We start from the raw sequence: 20,011 nt of genomic DNA, 5'->3' as shown, positions 1-20,011 counted from the left end.
TATTAGATTAAGGGAGTACGTATGAAAAAGCAGATGATGGTTGCGTTAGCCGTATCAGTAATGGGGTGGCCGCTGGTGGCCGATGCCCACAAACGTTGGTTGTTGCCGACCGATTTTAGCTTGAGTGATGCCGAGCAGGTGAGCGTTGATTTTACCGCCTCTAACAACTTGTTTTATGTCGACAAAGGCATGCCGGCGGACGGTGTTGAGATTATCGACCCGACCGGTAACGTGCACGCACCCATTAACCCGGTGTTGCGCAAGCGTCGCTCAGTGTTTGATGTCGATATCGACAAAGAGGGCACCTACCGTGTCGTGTCAGGCGGTAAGCCGATGTACTTTTCATCGTACCAAGTACCGGGCGAAGAAAAGCCAAGCCGTGGGCGCGGTGCTTTGGATGAGCTGAAGGCGAAGATTCCGGCGAATGCTACCGACGTAAAGTTTTCTGAGTCTGTCAGCTTGCTGGAGACTTACATTACCTTGGGGGCGCCGAGCAAAAACTTTGGCACCAGCGGCCAGGGCATTGAGTTGGTGGGCGGGGCTCACCCCAATACACTGTATGCGGATGAGCCATCGCGCTTTGTGTTTAACTTAAACGGTAAGCCGGCTAAAGGTTTAACGGTAGAGGTGACCCCGGACGGTACTCGCTACCGCGATGAAGAAGGCACCGTTGCCTACACCTTGGATGGCAAAGGCGCCGCCGAGGTTAACTGGAGTGTGCCCGGCCGTTATTTGTTGGAGGTTGGCACTCAGGTTGAAATGCCCGAGGGCAGCGAAATCGCCAAGCGCTACTACAGCTATTCTTTGACAGTCGAAGTGCTTAAGCCGTAACGCTTTCGCTGGGTGTAGCTAAGGCGACCTCGCGGTCGCCTTTTTTGTGTCTGGGATAAACTTTGCCCGTTAAGCATAGCCGGGTGGCTTTTGTAAAGGTCGACGAACGGGCCGCTTTCGCGTATCTTAGGCACACCTAGTAGGCTCTAGAGAGACGAGTCGCGAGGCCAAAGCGGTGTTTATATTCAGCTAAAAATGCACATTTGTAGGGGGTAAAAGCCCTGTTTTCGTGGATTTTGCGTTCCATCGCGGGCCCCGTCGGCATTTTTTAAGAGTCTGTTAAACCCTAATTAATTTTGCGGGTGCCTGGGTTCAACCGGGTTCCCCTATACGTTTACTGTGACTATGAACCTGAATTATCTGGATTTTGAGCAGCCTATCGCCGTCCTCGAAGGTAAGATCGAGGAGCTACAATTGGTCGGCAATGACAACGACCTCAACATCAACGAAGAGATCAGTAAGCTCAAAGAAAAGAGCACCAAGCTGACCGAGAGCATATACTCCAATCTTTCCTCATGGCAGGTGGTACAGGTGGCACGCCACCCACAGCGCCCCTATACCTCGGATTACATTAAGCGTATTTTTACCGATTGGGACGAGTTGCATGGCGACCGCCACTTTGGTGACGACGACGCAATTATCGGTGGCGTAGCCCGGTTAAATGGTCAGCCGGTGATGGTAATCGGTGAAGAAAAAGGCCGTAGCGTTAGCGAGAAAGTACAGCGTAATTTCGGCATGCCCAAGCCCGAGGGCTACCGCAAAGCGCTGCGTTTAATGGAAATGGCTGAGCGCTTTAAATTGCCCATTTTAACCTTGATCGATACTCCTGGGGCCTACCCAGGTATTGACTCAGAAGAGCGGGGCATCAGTGAGGCTATTGCGCAAAACTTAGCGGTGATGTCACGTTTAAAAACTCCGATTATTTGTACGGTTATTGGTGAAGGGTCATCCGGTGGCGCCTTAGCCATTGGCGTGGGCGATCACTTAAACATGCTGCAATACTCAACTTACTTTGTAATCTCACCCGAAGGTTGCGCCAACATCATCTGGAAAACAGTCGACAAAGCGCCTTTGGCTGCGGAGGCAATGGGGGTGACTTCAACCGTGCTCGAGGAATTAGGCATTGTCGACGAGACAATCCCTGAGCCGCTCGGTGGTGCACATCGCAATATCGACACTATGGCTGATACGCTGCGCCAGCGCTTAAGCGAGCAGCTAGAGCAGCTGAATGAAATACCCACTGAAGAGTTACTGGAAAAGCGCTATGAGCGTTTAATGAGCTACGGCAATTAAGCGCTATTACTTAGCCATAAAAAAACCGCCGTATCGGGCGGTTTTTTTATGGCTGGTGCTTAAGTTAAATGCTTGGTGGTTAGGCGCCTGCCAGCGTTTGGTCGTACTTGCGGCTTAGCATGTCGTAAAAGCTTTCACGTGCTTGCAGTACCCCTTGCTTTAGCGCGTTAATCTGATCGGTGGTGATGTCTTTACGGCCGTTGTATACCTGACGGCGAAACGCGACGATTTGCCCCGCGTATATTTTTAGGCTGCGCTCTAAATTCTTCTCGCCCAAAATTAGCAGTTTTGCCTCGGCGGCTGACATCTTGCCAAACGATTCCACCAGCTCTTCGGTGATGCGGGTTAACTCCTGTTTGCGCTCGGCGGGCCAGCGTTCGCCAAATTCAACGGACTCGGCCGCGAGTGAGGCGTACTTGCTGAACATATGGGTTACCTCACCGACGAATGCCGAGATGTCTTCAAAGACGTCCAGCCGCTTTTGTTCGCGCAAGCTGCGCGGGCCGATGACCATTTGCCGGCGGCTCCACCACCAGGCGCTGGCAAGCGCCACAATGCCGCCAATCGCGACTTTTAATGCGGTGTCAATAATTTGGTATGTGATCGTGCTGTCCACGGGTTTGCCTCACCGTCAGGAAATTGTCAGTTTGAAACTCCGGTAGGCTTGAAGCAATAACTACGCCAGCTAATGTGGTTCGGCGACTCAGCCGCCGGCCAGTTTCACCTTGTAGTCGAGTTTTTCTAGCGTCGCCTTAAGGGTGTCGCGATGGTCGCCCTGGATCTCGATGTTACCTTCTTTTACGGCGCCGCCCGTGCCGCACACTTGCTTTAGCTTTTTGGCTAGGCTTTTTAGTTCATCGCCCACCAATGGCACCCCGGTAATAACGCTGACGGTTTTGCCGCCGCGGCCTTTGCTTGAGCGCTGGATGCGCACGATGCCGTCGCCGGTGGGGGCTTCGGTGTTTTGGGGCTTCTCGCTTACACGGCCGCCGTCGGTAGAATACACAAGTCGACTGTTTTTGCTCACACGCTTTTCCTCCTGCTCGGGTTCACGGAACCGGCAGTATAACCGACGTGCGCTCGGCCGGCACAGACGCTAGAATGCGCCTCAAGATTTTATTGGATAAGTGCTCGCCTATGACAACTGCTTTTATTCGTGTGCTGCTCGCACTGATATTGATGATCTCGTTAACCGCATGCGATAAGCCGCAAGGAGCCAATAATAAGCCTGAGGTTGTTGATCCGGTGGCGCTGGGTGAGCGCAAGGCGCGGGTGTGCATGAGTTGCCACGGACCGGGCGGCGTCTCTCGGGTGGCGAGTTACCCCACTCTGGCCGGCCAAGATCGCGCGTATTTATTGACGCAATTACGCGATTTTAAAGCGGGTCGTCGTGAGAACCCGATGATGAATGCCATGGTGGCGAGTTTATCGGATACCGACATGCAGCATCTGGCGGCTTATTTTGCCGCCCAGGGGGAGTAGACGTGTTAACCAGCAAAGGGTTGAGCTTATGATTGAAGTGCAAGGGCAGTGGGGCCCCGAGGCCGAGCCGTTAATTGCCGCCTTTGCTGATAACTTCTCGCGCTTTGCCGAGGAGGGCGCGGCAGTGGCAGTGGTGCGCGATAATCAGGTGCTGGTAAGTGCCTGGGCGGGCACTCGCGATAAAGCCCGCAAGCATCCGTGGCGGGAGGATACCTGCGTCAATATTTTTTCGGCGGGCAAACCCCTGGCAGCGGCGCTTGTGATGACGCTGGTGGCCCGTGGTGAGATTGCTTTGGATAAGCCGGTTAGTTGCTACTGGCCCGAGTTTACCGGTAAGGGGAAAGAGGCTATCACCGTGCGGCATGTACTGGCGCATCGCAGTGGTATGAGTGCGTTTCACCCCAAGCTAAAAGATCCGGTGATTTTTGACGCCGCCTCGGTCAAATCCCTTTTAGAATACGATGAGCCTTGGTGGACACCCGGCTCAGCACAAGGTTATTCGCCCTTTTTGTACGGCTGGATTTTAGCCGAGCTGGTGCAGCAAGTTACCGGGAGCTCGTTTAGTGAGCTGTTTCAACGCTATTGGGCTGAGCCGTTAGCGCTTGACGCCTACTTTGGCGTGCCAGAGCCGCGGCAGGAGACGCTGGCTGATGTCGGCCCGTTAAAAAAGCCCTTGGGCGATGCGGGCAGTGCCAGCCCTGGCGCTAATAGTGCGGCGTTAGGGCAGTTAATGAAGGCCGATCCACGCGGGGTGGTCAATCGCGCCTTTACCAATCCTATGACGCTGATGAATTCGACTAACACACCCGCTTGGCGTAGCGCTTGTATACCAGCGGCTAATTGCCATGCCAGTGCCGTCGCCCTGGCGCGCTTTTACGGTGTGTTGGCGGCCGGTGGTGAGCGCGCGGGCATAGAGGCCACAACGTTGGCAGAGTTTACTCAGGCGCGGCACGCCGAGCCCGATAAAGTCTTGGGGGTGCCTTTGCGTTTTGCTTTGGGTTTTATGGGCTCTCAGTCAGCGGGTGACTGTTTGTTTGGTAGTGCGCAGGGGTTTGGTCATCCGGGGGCCGGTGGCAGCGTTGGCTTTGCCGACCCAAAATCGGGCTTAGGGTTTGCGTATATCACGGCGCGTTTGGGGCAGAGTTTGTTGATAGATGCTCGTGCCCAGCGTTTAATTGCCGAGCTGGCGCCACTTTAAGGGCGTTCACTTATAGTTTTATTGAGGTTGTCAGAATGTCGCAGGACGATGTATTGCAAGAAGCGTTGATTGAGCTGCAAAGCCGTTTGAGCTTTCAAGAGGACACGATCAATGAGTTGAACCTCATTGTCGCTCGACAAGACCGTCAACTGCAGGCGCTGGCCAAGCAGTTGGGCGGACTGGCAAGTAAGTTTGACGACGCTATGTTTGATCGCGAGCAGGGCGGATCGGCGGCGGACGAGCGGCCGCCACACTATTAGTGGGCCGCTGCTCTTAAAAATCCAGCTCCGAGAGTAGGCGTTCGACGTAGCGCAACCGCTCTTGCAAAATGGCGGTGCGGTGCGAGTCGTTTTTGGCAAGCTTTAGCGCATTGCGCAGCTGTACGATCGCCCGGTCGTACACACCAACCTGGATAAAGTATCCGCCCCGCGCCTCGTGTCCCCCAAGTCCGTCGCCCGCCAATCCGTTCACCTCGGCCAGCAAATACCACATGTAAGGGTCTTCGGTTTCTTTACGCACGTATTGCGATAAAAACTCCGCGCCGCTTTGGTAGTGACCCGAGTCCATCAGGGCCTCGGCGTAGCGCACGTTAAACGGGTAGTAGTTGGGCAGGCGCCGCAGACCGGTGCGCAGTTTATCCAGCGCGGTGTCGTAGTCTTTAGCAGCCAAGTCAATATCGATATCCATGACTTGATACACCAGTCGGTTTGGCTCTTTTTGCAGCAGTGGCGCAAGGGCTTTGGCGGCTTCCTGGGCGTTGCCGATTTTGCTGTAGGCTAGTGCTAGACCGTAGCGGCTGGCCTCTGGGGTAGCGTTGTCACCGTCCATTTCGGACTGGAAAATACCAATCGCCTGTTGCGCGCTTTCGGCTTGCAGTACTTTAATCCGGGCTTTCATTAGCTGAAAGTCCAGCGAGTCTTTTTGGGTTTTGCCATCGCGCGGATAGCGCATGGCGCGCGAGCGGGCGTCGGCTACCCGGCTCTCGGTTACCGGGTGCGTGAGCAAAAAGTCCGGTGGTCGGCGCGAATAACGCGAGGCGCGTAGCATCTGTTCGAACATGTCCGGCGCGGCGTAGGGATCGTAACCGGCATCAATAAGCGTATCGATTCCCAGGCGGTCAGCCTCTTGCTCGTTTTGCCGGCTAAAACGTAACTGAGCATCGGCGGCCGCAGCCTGAGTTGCGGCCATAGCAGCCATGCCTCCGTCACTGCCGCTCGCGGCTAACACTAAGCTTGCGAGCAAAGCGGTGTAAAATGGGATGGTCATGTTGCGTTGCTGCTCTAACCGGCGCGCGTAGTGGCGCTGGCTTAAGTGAGCCAGTTCGTGGGTCAGTACCGAGGCCAATTGTGCTTCGTTTTGCGAATAGATAAATAGGCCGGTATGTACGCCAATCACGTTGCCGGGGGCGGCAAAGGCGTTCATGGCGGGGTTTTCGACGACGATCAGCTCAAAGTTGCGATTATTTAGCTGACTAAACTGCGTGAGCCGGCCAATTAAATCGCGTAAGTAGCTAATCAATAGCGGATCGTCAGAGGTCGGTATTTGCGCACGATAGCTGCGCATAAATAATTTGCCGAGGCGTTTCTCCTCCTGGAATGAGACGATCCCCGATGACGTGTCGCCAAAATCCGGCAGGTTTAAGTCATCGGCGCGGCCTACGGCGGGAATGCTTAACAGCAGCGATAACACAAGGGATAAAGCTTTATTCACAATAACTCGGTCTCTTCGGGCACACGGAGCCGCATTTAGATACGACGGTCAGTCCTGCTACGGGGCATAGTATCATTAATGCATAGGGGCGCTGGCAAGTGCAATCGTGCGGCCTGCTACTTGTGCACACGCGCAATGTTAACTAGCATGTCGGGTCACCTCCGGCGATGCCGCTGGCGGTTCTGATGTGGGCTTGTAGGTGGTATGACAAAGATCGATCCGAGCAGTTCCCTCCCGAGTGCGACGCTGGTAGACGCCCGACAACTGCGCTGCCCTATGCCGCTGTTGCGTGCCAAGCAGGCCATGCGGTCTTTGGCGGTAGGCGACCAGATTGAGGTGCGCGCCACTGATGCGGGTTCCGTCAGAGATTTTCACGCCTATGTGCAGCTTGCTGGCCACCAGATGATCGAGTTCATCGATATGGGGGATGAATACGTTTACCTGATTGAAAAAGGAGGTGCGGTCTAATGCTCATCTGGAGAGTGAAACAACGATGCTGAAAATAGTCCGCAGCTGGATTGACCGCTATTTCTCCGATGAGGAGGCGGTTCTGCTGGTGGTGATCATTGCTGTCAGCTTGCTGGTTATCTTAACCATGGGGGTGGTACTGGCCCCGATGATTGCCAGTATTATTATCGCGTTTTTAATGCAGGGGTTGGTGGTACGCTTACGCGAGTGGGGCGCGCCGCACTGGCTGGCGGTTACCGTCACATTTATTTTGCTGTTGCTCATGCTCGCCTCGGTATTGCTGGTACTGCTGCCAGTGTTATGGCAGCAGTCGGCGCGACTGTTTGCCGAGGTGCCGAGGATGCTGGGTGAGTGGCAAAGCGTGTTGCTATTGCTGCCCGAGAATTACCCTAATTTAGTCTCCCAAGCGCAGGTCGAGGATTTAATCGCGGCCACAACGGCCGAGCTTGGCCGTATGGGGCAAAATGTTTTGACGTTTTCGGTAAGCAGTCTGCCCATTTTGATGACGGTGCTGGTGTATTTTGTACTGGTGCCTATTTTGGTGTTCTTCTTCCTTAAAGACAGCTCTTTAATCGCGGACTGGATCGCCAGCTTTTTACCCAAAAAGCGCCCGGTGATGACCAAGATCTGGAGCGAAATGAACCAGCAAATTGCCAACTATGTGCGCGGTAAGTCCATCGAGATATTAATTGTCGGCTCTGTGTCTTATGTGGCATTTGCGCTGTTGGGGCTGAACTACGCGGCACTGCTGGGTATTGCTGTGGGTTTGTCGGTGGTTATTCCGTACATTGGCGCGGCGGTGGTTACCATACCGGTTGCCATGATCGCCTACTTCCAGTGGGGGTGGGGTTCGGAGTTTCTTTATTTGATGTTGGTGTACATCATTATTCAGGGCATCGATGGCAATATTCTTGTGCCACTGCTGTTTTCTGAGGCCGTTAACCTGCACCCGGTTGCGATTATTATGGCGGTTTTGGTGTTTGGCGGCTTGTGGGGCTTTTGGGGGGTATTTTTTGCGATCCCGTTAGCCACCTTAGTAAAAGCGATTTTGTACGCCTGGCCCATGGGAATTGCCGTCGAGTCAGAATCCGAGCCAAGCCCAGCGGTTGATATTTCGGAGCCGCAGTAATGGTGTTGGGTTGGTGGCTGCCAAGGGCAGCATCCTTAACGGCTGTGCTGAGTTTTATGCTGCTGGTGTTGCCGATGCGGCTGTTTGCGGCACCCGCCGCAGAGTCCGCTGCCGAGGCGCCGGGGTTTCGGGTCGAAGAGGTGATCGCCAGCCCGGAAGATCCGCGCGCGTATCGTGCGCTTGCCTATGACAATGGTTTACAGGTGCTGCTAGTGCGCGACCCGGCAGCGACAGAAGCCAACTGGGCGTTAAGTGTGTTGGCTGGGGCCAACCAAGATCCGGTAGCGTTGCCGGGGCTGAATAATTTGCTGGCTTTGGTGTTATACAGTGATCCGGCGGCCAATATTAACGTTCAGCCCGAGCACACCGAGTATCATTTGCGAGCGCCGACGAATGCGTTGGCCACAGCGCTTACTGACTTTTTTACGCATATCGATCGCAGTGCAGAAATACCGCTTGAAGAGATAGAGCGCGGACAACATTTACTGGCCAATAATATTCGCTCGGGGCTGGGTGCCACACTGACGGATCGCCGCGACGATGTTTTTAGTGCGCTTTTTAATGCTGAGCACCCAATGGCGCGCCGCCAAGGGGCGTCCGCCAGTATTGCGCAGTTGCCGGTAGTGACTGAAGCGCTGCAAAAAAACTTTAAACGCCTGTATACCCCCGCGCGGATGCGACTGGCCCTTGTGGCTAATCTGCCGCTCGATCGGCAACAAAGCATTGTCACCGCTGCCTTGAGCCGTTTGAGCCAAAAAGCGCCGGGGACTATCCGCGACGCAAATTATCCACCACTGTTTACACCGCAAACGCTGCCCATTGATGTGCAAATCCAGGCCGATATTGCCAAGCCGCAATTGCAGTTGTTGTTTCCTGTGCCCAACCCCTTAGCGTTGTACGCTGAAAAACCCTTGGCGGAAGTTTCTAGGTTATTGGCCGACGGTGGCCCCGGCAGCTTACTGGCGCTGCTAAAAAGTTTAGGCTGGGCCGACACTATCGATACTGGCATGGGCATGCAGTCGCGCTATGACGGCTTATTTGAAGTGCGCATAGATTTGACTGACCTCGGTGTGCGCGCCAAAGATCAAGTTGTGGCGCTGGTATTTTACATGCTCGACCAAATCAGGGTGCGGGGGTTACGCGAGTGGCGCCACCTTGAGCTGGCCCGCACGGCGGCGTTGGATTTTCGTTATCGCGACGCCTCAGCAGTGCGCGATCCCGCTCAGCTGGCTCATGCGCTGCATTATTACCGTCCGCGCGATGTCCTTTACGGCCCGTTTCGCTACAACGAATTTAACGAGCGGTTGGTGCGGCGCTATTTAGACTTTTTACGCAGCGACAATGTTTTGGTGAGTTTGACGTCAACGGCGGCGGTTGCGGGCGAGCAACGCAGCCCGGTGTTGTTGACGCCGTATTCCGCGGTTAAATCGAGTGAGGCGCAGCCCGACATTAAAATTACTGTGCGCCGGCGGCTGGACTTTCCCGAGCGCAATAATTTTATTCCGACGCGTTTAAGCACCAAAGAAGCGCCGATGCTACCTACCTCGCAAAATACCGGCATTAATGAGGTGGTAGAGCTGTTTAACCGGCCGCGTTTTAGTGCTTGGTTTAATCGCGGTCACATTGCCAGCCCGGCGGCGTCGGTATTGCTGCGCTTAGAGATTCCGGCGGCGGGGGCGTCTGCGCTCGCGGCAGCCGAGGCTGAACTAATGGCGGAGCTGGTTCGCCAAGAGCTTAATGAAAAGGCGTTTGCCGCACATCTGGCCGGAGTTGATTTTACGGTGCAGCCGCACGCATTAGGGCTGGACGTCCATGTGCATGGCTACAACTCGCAACTTGGTTTGATGCTAACGCGCATCGATCAAGTGTTGGACGATGCAGAAATCACAGATCGGCGCTTTAAGCGGGCACAGGATATGTTGGCAGAGCGCTTAACGATGCCCAGAAATACGCTGGATAGCATTCTTCGCGAGCGTTTAGACCGCTTGCACTATCGCCCTAGCTGGACGCGAGCGGAACGCGCGGAAGCGTTGGCAAGTATCACCCCCGATCAGCTGCGCAACTTTAAGCATGTTCATTACCGTCCGGCGCGTCTTAGCATATTGTTTTACGGCAATCTTTATCGCCAAGAAGCGCAGCGGCTGGCGGCTCTAAGTGAGCACTATTTTTTAGAGGATGATGCCGGTGCGCCACGTACCGCCACTTATGGCCGCTTGAGTGGCGGTAAGGGCCCACAATTAAACCTGCCAACTCGCGATGGCAGTGGTGTGGCGCTCTACCTGCAGGGGCGGGGCGCCAGCGCCGTCGATTACGCTCAAATGCAGCTTGCCGCGCAACTGCTGCGCGAATCGCTAACGGCAGAGCCTGAGAACATTGCGGATCAGTTTGTAATCAAAGGGCTCGTCGCGGGTGACGATACCGCTGAAGGTGCCTCGGGTGCTATCGCAGACACTACGGTGAGCCTTAAAAGTGCGGCAGACGAAAGCTCTGCAGATGATTCGCAACGGGAAGCGCATTCAGTGACGCCCACAACGACCATTGACCCGGCTAATATCGCCGTATTTGATTGGCTGCTGGCAGGGCGCCCGGCGCTGGTGGTTTATTGGGCGGGAGAGATAGCCGACGGGGCGGCGCTGCGCGAGTTTGTGCGTCAAGAGTTGGCTCGCCAGTGGCCATCCGCTGCGATCGCAGAGGCCCAAACGGTTGTTGGGCGAAGGCTTGCCAACGATAGTGCCGGCGGTTTGCGTGAAAAAAGCACGGCGCTGTGGCGTGAGCTGGTGGATGCTACCATGGCCAATACATCTGTTATGACAGAGGTTGCCGGTGCAAGCGTGGCCTCGTCTGAGCGATATCGCCGCTATTTGGCTGAGCGGGTGGCCGGCGCGCTAACTCTTACGGGAGCGGCGGAGAAAAATGCGCCAAGCTCTAACCAAAAAGCGCTAGATAGTTATTGGAATCATTTGCAGAAGCAGCCGTTGCAGGGGCCCGTTTTGCCCTAAAATGTAGCGCGGCCGGGTGTTTGTCGTTCGGGCCTGTTTGAAAATTGGCCTGTCTGAGCAAAATGCGTACCGATCTTGGTGTTGCCCCGCTGCTGATATCGCAGGGCTAGCAAAAATCCCGTAAATATGTAAAAATTCGCGCATTTTTGGGCCCCAGTATTGGGGTAATCGCCACGTTTAACCCTAATATAGTCACAACGTAAAGGGGCGAGGCCACTGGTAGCTATCCTGCCAGGTACGGTCTGCGTTGGTGTTAACGCTGTGTCCAAATGTGCTCAAAAGGCGCATGACTGAGGAGAATTAAATGATAGAAGATATTGATGCTCTGGAAACCCGAGAGTGGCGCGATGCCCTCGATTCTGTAGTACGTCACGTGGGGAAAGAGCGTGCCGCATTTCTTCTGAAGAGCCTGTCCGAGTCTGCTGCAGACCACGGCATTGATCAGCCCTCTGCTATCACCACGCCTTATCGCAACACCATTCCCACCTCCAAAGAAATCCAAAGCCCCGGCGATCACTACATTGAACGTAAAATCCGTTCAATTATTCGCTGGAACGCGATTGCGATGGTGGTTCGTGCGAACAAAAATGATGATGAGCTGGGCGGTCATATCGCGTCATTCTCCTCAGCGGCTACCTTGTACGAGGTGGGTTTTAACCATTTCTTTCGTGGTAATGACGGCGATAAGCCGGGCGATTTGGTGTACTTCCAGGGGCACAGCTCTCCGGGCATGTACGCGCGCTCTTACCTCGAAGGTCGTCTGACCGAAGATCAACTGGATAACTTCCGTCGCGAAGTGGACGGTAAAGGTTTGTCGTCTTATCCGCATCCTTGGTTGATGCCTGATTACTGGCAGTTTCCCACCGTTTCTATGGGCCTCGGTCCTATTGCGGCTATTTATCAAGCGCAAGTAATGCGCTACATGGATCAGCGCGAGCTGATCGACAAAGGCGACCGTAAAATTTGGGCGTTTTTGGGCGACGGCGAGTGTGACGAGCCAGAAAGCTTGGGCGCAATTGCGCTGGCTGGCCGCGAAAAACTCGACAACCTGATCTTTGTGATCAACTGTAACTTGCAGCGCTTGGATGGGCCGGTACGTGGTAACGGTAAAATCGTACAAGAGCTCGAAGGCGTATTCCGTGGCGCTGGCTGGAACGTGGTTAAAGTTCTGTGGGGCGGCGGCTGGGATGCACTGCTTGAAAAAGACACCACCGGCCTGCTGCAAAAGCGCATGGATGAAGTGTGTGATGGCGAGATGCAAAACTATAAAGCCAATGGCGGCGCTTACACCCGTGAGCACTTCTTTGGTAAGTACCCAGAGCTGTTAGAGCTGGTTAAAGATTTGTCTGACGACGATATTCTGCGCCTGGCGCGTGGCGGTCACGACGCGCACAAAGTGTATAACGCTTATCATAATGCGGTTAACACTAAAGGCGTGCCGACAGTGGTGTTGGCGCAAACCGTTAAAGGTTATGGCATGGGCCCCACTGGTGAAGCGGTTAACAACGCTCACCAAGTTAAAAAACTCGACATCGAAGGGCTTAAAACCTTCCGTGATCGTTTTAGCATTCCGATCGATGATAAAGACCTGGAGAAAATCCCTTACTACCGCCCTGCGGATGACAGCGCCGAAATGCAATACTTGCAAGAGCGTCGTCGCACGTTGGATGGTTACCTGCCAGCGCGTAAGTCTGATTTTGAATCGCTGCCTATCCCCGAGTTGGACGCCTTTAAAGCTCAGCTTAAAGGCACCGGTGAGCGTGAAATCTCGACCACAATGGCGTTTGTGCGCGTGCTAAACACGCTGCTTAAAGACAAGCAGATTGGCAAACAAGTGGTGCCGATTGTACCGGACGAAGCTCGTACCTTTGGTATGGAAGGCATGTTCCGTCAAGTGGGTATTTACTCGGCGTTGGGTCAGAAGTATACCCCGCAAGACGCCGGCCAGATCATGTACTACAAAGAGGACGAGAAAGGCCAGATTCTGGAAGAGGGCATCAACGAAGCCGGCGCTATGTCCGCTTGGGTTGCCGCGGCCACCTCGTACAGCAACCACGCAAAACCGTTGCTGCCGTTTTACATTTACTACTCTATGTTTGGTTTTCAACGCATTGGCGACTTGGCTTGGTTGGCGGGCGATGCGCAAGCGCGTGGCTTCTTGCTGGGCGGCACCGCAGGGCGTACCACGCTGAACGGTGAAGGCTTGCAGCACCAAGATGGTCACAGCCATATTTTGGCGAACACTATCCCTAACTGTCGCAGCTACGATCCGACCTTCTCTTACGAGGTGGCGGTTGTGGTACAAGACGGTCTAAAGCGGATGTACCAGGACAAAGAGAACTGTTACTACTACATTACGTTGATGAACGAAAACTACGTTCATCCTGATATGCCAGAAGGTGTCGAAGAGGGCATCATTAAAGGTATTTATCAGCTTGAAAAAGGCACCAGCAAGAAGAAAAACCGTGTTCAGTTGATGGGCTCGGGCACTATTTTGAATGAGGTGATTGCCGCAGCCGAGATCCTGCGCAAAGACTTCAGTGTTGAAGCTGATATTTGGAGTGTCACCAGCGTTAACGAGTTGACCCGTGAAGGTCAGGCCACCGCGCGCTGGAACTTGTTACACCCAACCGAAACACCGCGCAAAGCCTATATTACTGAGGTCTTAGAGTCTCAGGATGGGCCGTTTATTATCGCCACCGATTACATGAAGAACTACGCAGAACAATTGCGTGCGTTTATTCCGGGCGATTATCAAGTGCTGGGTACCGACGGTTTTGGTCGCAGTGACTCACGCAAAAAGTTGCGTCACTTCTTTGAGGTTGACAGCCACTTTGTGGTGATTGCCGCACTGAAATCTCTGGCCGACCAAGGCAAAATCAAAGCCGACGTTGTAGCCAAAGCCATCAAACAGTTTGGTATTGATCCAGATAAAGCCGATCCGTTGACCGTATAGTCGCCTACCCGCGACAAGTGGGGCGCGCCAAGCGCCCTGCAAGATCAATGGATAACGTAAGCCACAGCCACAAGCTGGGGCGGATTAAAAAAGTAGCGAGGAGTTACCGTGGCAATTGAATCGATAAAAGTCCCCGATATTGGCGGCTCGGAAAATGTAGATGTCATTGAAATTTCGGTCGCCGTTGGCGATACCGTAGCAATCGATGATTCGCTGTTGGTGTTGGAGACCGATAAGGCCTCGATGGAAATACCGAGCACTGTTGCCGGCAAGGTAACAGCGATTAAAGTAAAAGAGGGTGATAAAGTCTCTGAAGGCGATGTGATCTTTGAAGTTGAAGCCGAGGGTGGCGCAGGCGCCAGCGACAGCGACAAAGAAGAGCCAGCTAAAAATGAGCCGGCGCCAGAGCCTGAGTCAAAAGCCGCGCCTGCAGCCGCATCGGCCGAGCAAGATATCACTATCCCCGATCTTGGTGGCTCAGAGAATGTCGACGTGATCGAGATCTGCGTTGCAGTTGGCGATGAAGTTAGCGAAGGCGATTCGTTGGTTGTGCTAGAAACCGACAAAGCCTCGTTGGAAATTCCAGCGCCGGCCAGCGGTAAAATTGTTAGCATCGATCTTAAAGAGGGCGATAAAGTTTCTCAGGGCGACAAGCTGGGTGTGATGACCGGTGGCGCAACTGAAGCACCTGCAGAGACTCCCGCCGAGTCCAGTGCAGCGCCCGCGCCAGCTTCAGGTAGTAGCTCTGTCGAAGTTATACCTGTACCGGATATCGGTGGCTCTGAAGGTGCGGCAGTGATCGAGATTTCCATCAGTGCCGGTGATGAAATCGACGAAGGCGATACTTTAATCGTACTGGAAACCGACAAAGCCTCTATGGAAATTCCGGCGCCTAGCGCTGGTAAAGTGGTGAAAGTTTCGGTTAAAGAAGGTGACAAGCTCTCGCAGGGTGATGCCATTTGTGAGATGGAAGTTGAGTCAGCGGCACCGGCGGCGCCGGCACCAAAGGCGGAGTCTGCACCGCAAGCCGCAAGCGCCCCTGCTGCCAGCACAGCGACAACCTCGTCTGGATCGCCGGTAACGGCGGATAACGTCGAAGTGGTTAACTCTTCGGATGTTTACGCCGGCCCCGCCGTGCGCAAGTTGGCGCGACAGTTGGGCGTTGATCTAAAAAAGGTTAAAGGCAGCGGACCTCGCAGCCGTGTTAACAAAGACGACGTGCGCGACTATGTGAAAAACATCGTAGCGGATAGTCAGTCTGGCAAGAGCACTGCTGGCGGCAGCGGTATTCCTGCGATTCCGGCGGTTGATTTTGCCAAATTCGGCGAGATCGAAACGGTCAAAATGAGCAAGATCAAAAAGCTTACCGCTGACAACATGGTGCGCAACTGGCTTAATATTCCACACGTTACTCAGTGGGACGATGCCGACATCACCGAGCTCGAAGCTTTCCGTAAAGGCCTTAAAGCCGAAGCTGAAAAGCGTGGCAGCAAATTAACGCCGCTACCGTTTTTGTTAAAGGCCTGTGCCGCCGCTTTGGTTGCCGAGCCCAGCTTTAACGTCTCTATGCATCACGATGGCGAGCACATTGTGCAGAAGAAATATGTGCACATTGGTGTTGCTGTTGATACGCCAAACGGTTTGATGGTGCCAGTGATTCGAGACGTCGATAAAAAAGGTTTGTGGGAGCTGGCCGACGACTTTAGCGCAATTGTTAAAAAGGCGCGCGATGGCAAACTAACCGCTGCTGACATGCAGGGCGGCTGTTTTACCATATCAAGCTTGGGCGCTATGGGTGGCAACGGCTTTACCCCAATCGTCAATGCGCCCGAGGTTGCCATTTTGGGTGTTTCTAAGGCGCAAATGAAGCCAGTTTGGAATGGTAGTGAGTTTATCCCGCGCAACATGTTGCCGCTGGCTCTGTCTTACGATCACCGCGCCATTAACGGCGCCGATGCCGGACGCTTCTTTACTTACCTGACTGCCGTAGTTGCCGACGTACGTCGCTTATTGCTGTAAGAGTAGGTGAGTGTTTAAAAGCCCAGCTTGAGTGATCAAGCTGGGCTTTTTTGTTTAAGAGTTATAGCAGTCAGCCACTGGGAGTTTTTACCTGTCTTGTATGCGAACCCCGCACTCCACTCGTTAGCATTACATTTGTTGTTTACGGAGCGTTTTTGTGGGTTCGTTATGCGCTATGCAATAGACCGCAGACTGTAAAAAATCATGGGTTACTAGTTTTCAAAAATATCTTTATTTTTCCTGTGACTTTGGGTTGCCCGTTTATATTGACGGGTGTCTGAGGTGTGTTTTCTAGGTTTTAAAAGGTGGCGTGAGTGTTGAAAATCAATGCCGCCGAATAATGCTTCCTATTAATAAATGCTGCGGAGTACTGGAAGTATTACAATTGGGGATATTGAAAGTGTGTTCTGTTAGGAGTTAACAGCGCTGTTTTAATTTTGTAGGTCAGGCTTGAGCCTTTTAGCTCAGGAACGTGGTCTACTAATGTGGGCCTAGCGCTGCGGTGCACTGACCCCGTTAAAGTGAGAGGTTATTTTAGATCGAATCAACCAGATCTCGCCTATGTCTTTTTTGTTTAAGGTATAGGGTTTGTAGGCAGTGTTGTCGCTTTTTACTATAAGCTTATCTTGAGTGCTTAGGTAAATACGTTTGGCAAGCACTCCGTCTTCGGCAACGATCACGGCTAGTGATCCGTCATCAAATGCTTTGCCGGGCTCGAGTCGCTCGGCAATTACCACCTCTCCTGAATAGAGTGACGGCTCCATACTGTCCCCGTCTGTTTCGAACAGGCGGTAGTCTCCGTCTTCAAAACCTGGAATCCTGTAAACACCTAAGGTCTTTATATAGTCGGGATCGTTGCACTGGCTTATATAGCCCGCGTGGGCATCCACATTGAGCATCGGAATAAGCGGGTCTGGGCAGCTCGAACCTTGCAGTGGGGATATGTCACCTTGCGTATCGACTAAAAACGTTTTTCCTTCACCGGCCACGAGCCAGTTGCAGTTGACGCTAAAAGCTTGGTGGATTGAGTTGATCGTTGTCATAGAGAGCTTAGACTTGCTCGCCTCAAGCTGTGACAAAGCGCCTTGCGTTATACCAATTCGATCAGAGAAGTCACTCTGGGATAGGCCCAGTAGGTCTCGCAGCTGGGTGATACGCTCGTTGGCTAACAGGTTTTTGTTCATAAGGACGCACAAATTAAAGAGTTGGTGCCTGTTGCAACCGGGATATTAGCTTGCTAATATCCCGGTTGCAACGCGATGGATGGCAGTGGGTTGCTATCTCAGCTGTTTTACTCTCTTGAACGATCAATTCCAAGCGAATAACGACGGTTTGTTCTACCTTATTACATAACCACCTCTAGTGGCTACTCACCCCACGATACACTCGCCGGGCGACTTATGGACGCAATATATGAGCAAAACAACATTAGCATGGCGAAAAAATCGTGGGTTAATGATAGCGGAAGATGACCTCGACGACCAATTGCTAATTCGGGATGCATTAGAAGAAAATGGTGTGTTGTCTGACGATGTGCTGTTTGTTGAAGACGGCCAAGCGCTGTTAGAAAAACTGCAAGCGCCAGAATTGGTGCCGGGCTTGATACTGCTCGATTTAAATATGCCGCGCATGGATGGTCGCGAAGCGCTGCGCCACATCAAGCAAGATGAGCACTTAAAACACATTCCAATCGTGGTTTTTACCACCTCTAGTAACGAGGAGGATATAAAATATACCTACGAGTTTGGCGGTAATACTTATTTTACGAAACCTACCAGCTTTGATGAGTTGGTGAGAGTGATGTCTTTGATTAAGTCTTATTGGTTAGAAACGGCGCTGTTAGCGGAGCATTAACACCGACTTTTTTGGTGCTGTATGTGCTCAGTCCTGCCAAGCGCTTCTATACTGTTCTTCGTTATCGCGATTATTAAACACACCTGCTGGCGCTTGAGTGCTTATCAGTCTTTATAGTGAGGCATTTTGGGTTGGAGGCGTACGTTGTTGATGCGCTGGCCTGTTTTCTGAGCTTTACGCTTCTTACCCTTCTTGTTACGGGTTCTGAGGTAAACTTAACCATATACCACGAAAACCCCAGTTTGAGCTTGCTCACGCTGGGGTTTTTCGTTGGGTAATACCTGTAACCGGGCGCCTTGTGGTGTTCGATCACGACTTGAGGTGAGAGTGACCAATTTTTTGCAAAAAACGGTACTGTTTAAACCGGTAGCGCTGGGTATTTATTTTTTGACCTTTGCGACGGGGGTGGTCGGCGCGCTGTTACTGCCGACATTGAGTATCTTTTTTGCTGATGAGGTGGGGGTAAGCCCCTTTTGGGTGGGCATTCCCTATGCGGGAATCGCGATTGGCAGCATTGTTTACAATCAAGTAATAGGCGCTTGGTCCGACTCGCTTAAAGATCGACGCATGTTAGTGGTGGGCTTGTGTCTAGTCGGGGTGCTGGGTTGTTTGGTGTTTGCGTTGTCGCGCCACTATTGGCTGACCTGCTTGTCGGCAGTATTTTTGCTGAGTTTGGCGATGGTAGCTTTCTCGCAGATTTTGGCTTATAGCCTAGAGTACGCCGAAAACTGTTTGCCGCTTGAGCGTATTGCCTTGTTTAACGCGGTCGTTCGGGCGCAAATTGCTTTTGCTTGGGTGGCGGGGCCGCCAGCGGGCTTTTTAATTGCCAGCCATTGGGGGTTTACCAGCTTGTACTCGATTGCGGCGGCGCTATTTGCGGCGGTGGCGATTGTTAGCCCCAAAATGTTGCCAGCGTTAAAGCTGACGGGCCATTCGGATGAGCCTGAGGTTAAATCAGGTTTATGGGGGAGTTTAAATGCCCGTTCGCGTTGGTCTTTAGCGCTCTGCGTGTTGGCGTTTTCGTTAATGTGGTGTGTCAACAACGCGTATTTAATTAGCTTGCCTTTGCACCTTACACGCAATTTGGATATTTCGACCGGTTGGGTGGGGTGGATTATGGGTGCCGCCGCTGGGCTAGAGGTGCCGGTAATGTTGCTTGCCGGCGTGTTAGCTGCGCGTATGAACCCGCTGAACTTGGTGCGCGCCAGTGCCTTGGCCGGGTTAGTGTTGTATGCCGGCGTGTTTTGCGCAACGGCACTTTGGCAGTTATTTGCACTGCAAATTGCCAACGCGGTGTTTGTTGGCATTTTGGCCGGTTTGGGTGTCTCGGTGGTGCAGCAAATGTTACCGGGGCGTGCGGGCAGTGCCTCGGCGTTATATACCAATACGACCCACGTGGGGACGTTATTAAGCAGCTTGCTTATTAGTGGTGTGGCCGAGGCTTATGGTTATTTAAGCGTGTTTATGGCGAACATGGTGTTAGTGATTTTGGCCGGTGGGTTGTTTATGTTGGTGCGGGCCGGTGAGGGTGTAGAGACATAGGCACGCTAGAAAAATACTAATCGTCCTGGCTGTTAAGTGCGTGCAACTGCGCGTCTGTTAACGTCGATAGTTTAGTGCGCAGTGTGGCTTTTAATTGTGGCATTAAGTCGCCAATGACCTCGTCAATTAGCCGTTGTCGCTCGGCGTTTTTACGGTTGTTGGGTTCTGTTGTAAAGTCACCGGCGCGATTGCCCCGCAAGCGTGAACGGATATGTTGTGGCAAAAACGGGTTTTCACTGTGGCTGGATGAATGCTGAGCGGGCGTTACGTTTTTTGCAGAGCTGTTAGTCGGTTGCGCCGTTGAGTGGGGACCTGGGGTTGGCGCGGCAGTGGCTTGAGTGTTGATGGTACCGCCTAAATCTAGCTCGTAGTTCTCTTCGTGCCGGCCCAGCATGTTGTTGTGGCGCTGCTCTAACTGCTCAATAACCTCTTGCAGTACAGGGATGTCATCGTTGTCCAATAATCCTTGGATAGACTCCAGCTCATTTAATAACTCACTGCGGGTTTTCTCGCGCTCATCGCTCATGGCA

General features: G+C 53.1%; 17 protein-coding genes. 12 read left to right on the top strand and 5 right to left on the bottom strand.

What is annotated here, in order from left to right; all coding sequences use genetic code 11:
- Window positions 1-21: 21 nt before the first annotated feature.
- Window positions 22-831 (top strand): DUF4198 domain-containing protein, encoded by an 810-nt coding sequence (locus AACY82_RS03860; protein WP_339615443.1) that lies wholly within the window; start codon window positions 22-24, stop codon window positions 829-831.
- A 345-nt stretch (window positions 832-1,176) separates the two neighbouring features.
- Window positions 1,177-2,124 (top strand): acetyl-CoA carboxylase carboxyltransferase subunit alpha, encoded by a 948-nt coding sequence (locus tag AACY82_RS03855; protein ID WP_339615442.1) that lies wholly within the window; start codon window positions 1,177-1,179, stop codon window positions 2,122-2,124.
- Window positions 2,125-2,203: 79 nt separating this feature from the next.
- On the opposite strand, the gene AACY82_RS03850 is transcribed toward AACY82_RS03855, so the two are convergent.
- Together AACY82_RS03850 and yciH are read right to left on the bottom strand one after the other, a co-directional pair.
- On the bottom strand, window positions 2,204-2,740 hold the full coding sequence (locus AACY82_RS03850) for an energy transducer TonB (protein ID WP_339615441.1): 537 nt from the start codon (window positions 2,738-2,740) through the stop codon (window positions 2,204-2,206).
- Between the two features lie 87 nt (window positions 2,741-2,827).
- A complete protein-coding gene (gene yciH, locus AACY82_RS03845) occupies window positions 2,828-3,151 on the bottom strand; it encodes a stress response translation initiation inhibitor YciH (protein WP_339615440.1) in 324 nt (107 codons plus the stop codon).
- A gap of 110 nt (window positions 3,152-3,261) precedes the next feature.
- Between yciH and AACY82_RS03840 the strand changes: the two genes are divergently transcribed.
- From AACY82_RS03840 to AACY82_RS03830, 3 genes are read left to right on the top strand one after another with little or no spacing between them, the layout of a single operon-like run.
- A complete protein-coding gene (locus AACY82_RS03840) occupies window positions 3,262-3,606 on the top strand; it encodes a cytochrome c (RefSeq protein WP_339615439.1) in 345 nt (114 codons plus the stop codon).
- 28 nt (window positions 3,607-3,634) lie between these two features.
- Window positions 3,635-4,804, top strand: coding sequence for a serine hydrolase domain-containing protein (locus AACY82_RS03835; RefSeq protein WP_339615438.1), 1,170 nt, complete (start codon window positions 3,635-3,637; stop codon window positions 4,802-4,804).
- A gap of 35 nt (window positions 4,805-4,839) precedes the next feature.
- A complete protein-coding gene (locus AACY82_RS03830) occupies window positions 4,840-5,064 on the top strand; it encodes a SlyX family protein (RefSeq protein WP_339615437.1) in 225 nt (74 codons plus the stop codon).
- A 13-nt stretch (window positions 5,065-5,077) separates the two neighbouring features.
- Here AACY82_RS03830 and AACY82_RS03825 read toward each other — a convergent pair whose 3' ends face one another.
- A complete protein-coding gene (locus AACY82_RS03825; protein ID WP_339615436.1) occupies window positions 5,078-6,514 on the bottom strand; it encodes a M48 family metalloprotease in 1,437 nt (478 codons plus the stop codon).
- A gap of 204 nt (window positions 6,515-6,718) precedes the next feature.
- Here AACY82_RS03825 and AACY82_RS03820 point away from each other — a divergent pair, with 204 nt between their 5' ends.
- The 5 genes from AACY82_RS03820 to aceF all read left to right on the top strand — a co-directional run bounded on the left by AACY82_RS03820 (window position 6,719) and on the right by aceF (window position 16,085).
- Window positions 6,719-6,982: a sulfurtransferase TusA family protein gene (locus tag AACY82_RS03820; protein WP_339615435.1), complete on the top strand. Its 264-nt coding sequence runs from the start codon at window positions 6,719-6,721 to the stop codon at window positions 6,980-6,982.
- Between the two features lie 25 nt (window positions 6,983-7,007).
- A complete protein-coding gene (locus tag AACY82_RS03815) occupies window positions 7,008-8,111 on the top strand; it encodes an AI-2E family transporter (protein ID WP_339615434.1) in 1,104 nt (367 codons plus the stop codon).
- A complete protein-coding gene (locus tag AACY82_RS03810; protein WP_339615433.1) occupies window positions 8,111-11,110 on the top strand; it encodes an insulinase family protein in 3,000 nt (999 codons plus the stop codon). Before AACY82_RS03815 ends, AACY82_RS03810 begins: the two co-directional genes overlap by 1 nt.
- A gap of 304 nt (window positions 11,111-11,414) precedes the next feature.
- The gene (aceE, locus tag AACY82_RS03805) at window positions 11,415-14,066 is read left to right on the top strand and encodes a pyruvate dehydrogenase (acetyl-transferring), homodimeric type (protein ID WP_339615432.1); all 2,652 of its coding nucleotides are present in this window, start codon (window positions 11,415-11,417) and stop codon (window positions 14,064-14,066) included.
- 108 nt (window positions 14,067-14,174) lie between these two features.
- On the top strand, window positions 14,175-16,085 hold the full coding sequence (gene aceF / locus AACY82_RS03800) for a pyruvate dehydrogenase complex dihydrolipoyllysine-residue acetyltransferase (protein ID WP_339615431.1): 1,911 nt from the start codon (window positions 14,175-14,177) through the stop codon (window positions 16,083-16,085).
- Window positions 16,086-16,576: 491 nt separating this feature from the next.
- Here aceF and AACY82_RS03795 read toward each other — a convergent pair whose 3' ends face one another.
- The gene (locus AACY82_RS03795; protein ID WP_339615430.1) at window positions 16,577-17,269 is read right to left on the bottom strand and encodes a S24 family peptidase; all 693 of its coding nucleotides are present in this window, start codon (window positions 17,267-17,269) and stop codon (window positions 16,577-16,579) included.
- 229 nt (window positions 17,270-17,498) lie between these two features.
- Between AACY82_RS03795 and AACY82_RS03790 the strand changes: the two genes are divergently transcribed.
- Window positions 17,499-17,939: a response regulator gene (locus AACY82_RS03790; RefSeq protein WP_339615429.1), complete on the top strand. Its 441-nt coding sequence runs from the start codon at window positions 17,499-17,501 to the stop codon at window positions 17,937-17,939.
- A 327-nt stretch (window positions 17,940-18,266) separates the two neighbouring features.
- Window positions 18,267-19,481 carry a sugar efflux transporter gene (locus tag AACY82_RS03785; protein WP_339615428.1) on the top strand — a complete coding sequence of 405 codons (1,215 nt, stop codon included), beginning with the start codon at window positions 18,267-18,269 and terminating at the stop codon, window positions 19,479-19,481.
- Window positions 19,482-19,497: 16 nt separating this feature from the next.
- Here AACY82_RS03785 and AACY82_RS03780 read toward each other — a convergent pair whose 3' ends face one another.
- On the bottom strand, window positions 19,498-20,007 hold the full coding sequence (locus AACY82_RS03780; protein ID WP_339615427.1) for a hypothetical protein: 510 nt from the start codon (window positions 20,005-20,007) through the stop codon (window positions 19,498-19,500).
- Window positions 20,008-20,011: the final 4 nt, after the last annotated feature.

This window comes from uncultured Gilvimarinus sp. (genome assembly GCF_963972205.1).
Classification (GTDB): domain Bacteria; phylum Pseudomonadota; class Gammaproteobacteria; order Pseudomonadales; family Cellvibrionaceae; genus Gilvimarinus; species Gilvimarinus japonicus.
The sequence above is the reverse complement of the archived record's forward strand: the minus strand, read 5'-3'. Positions and strand labels throughout refer to the sequence as shown.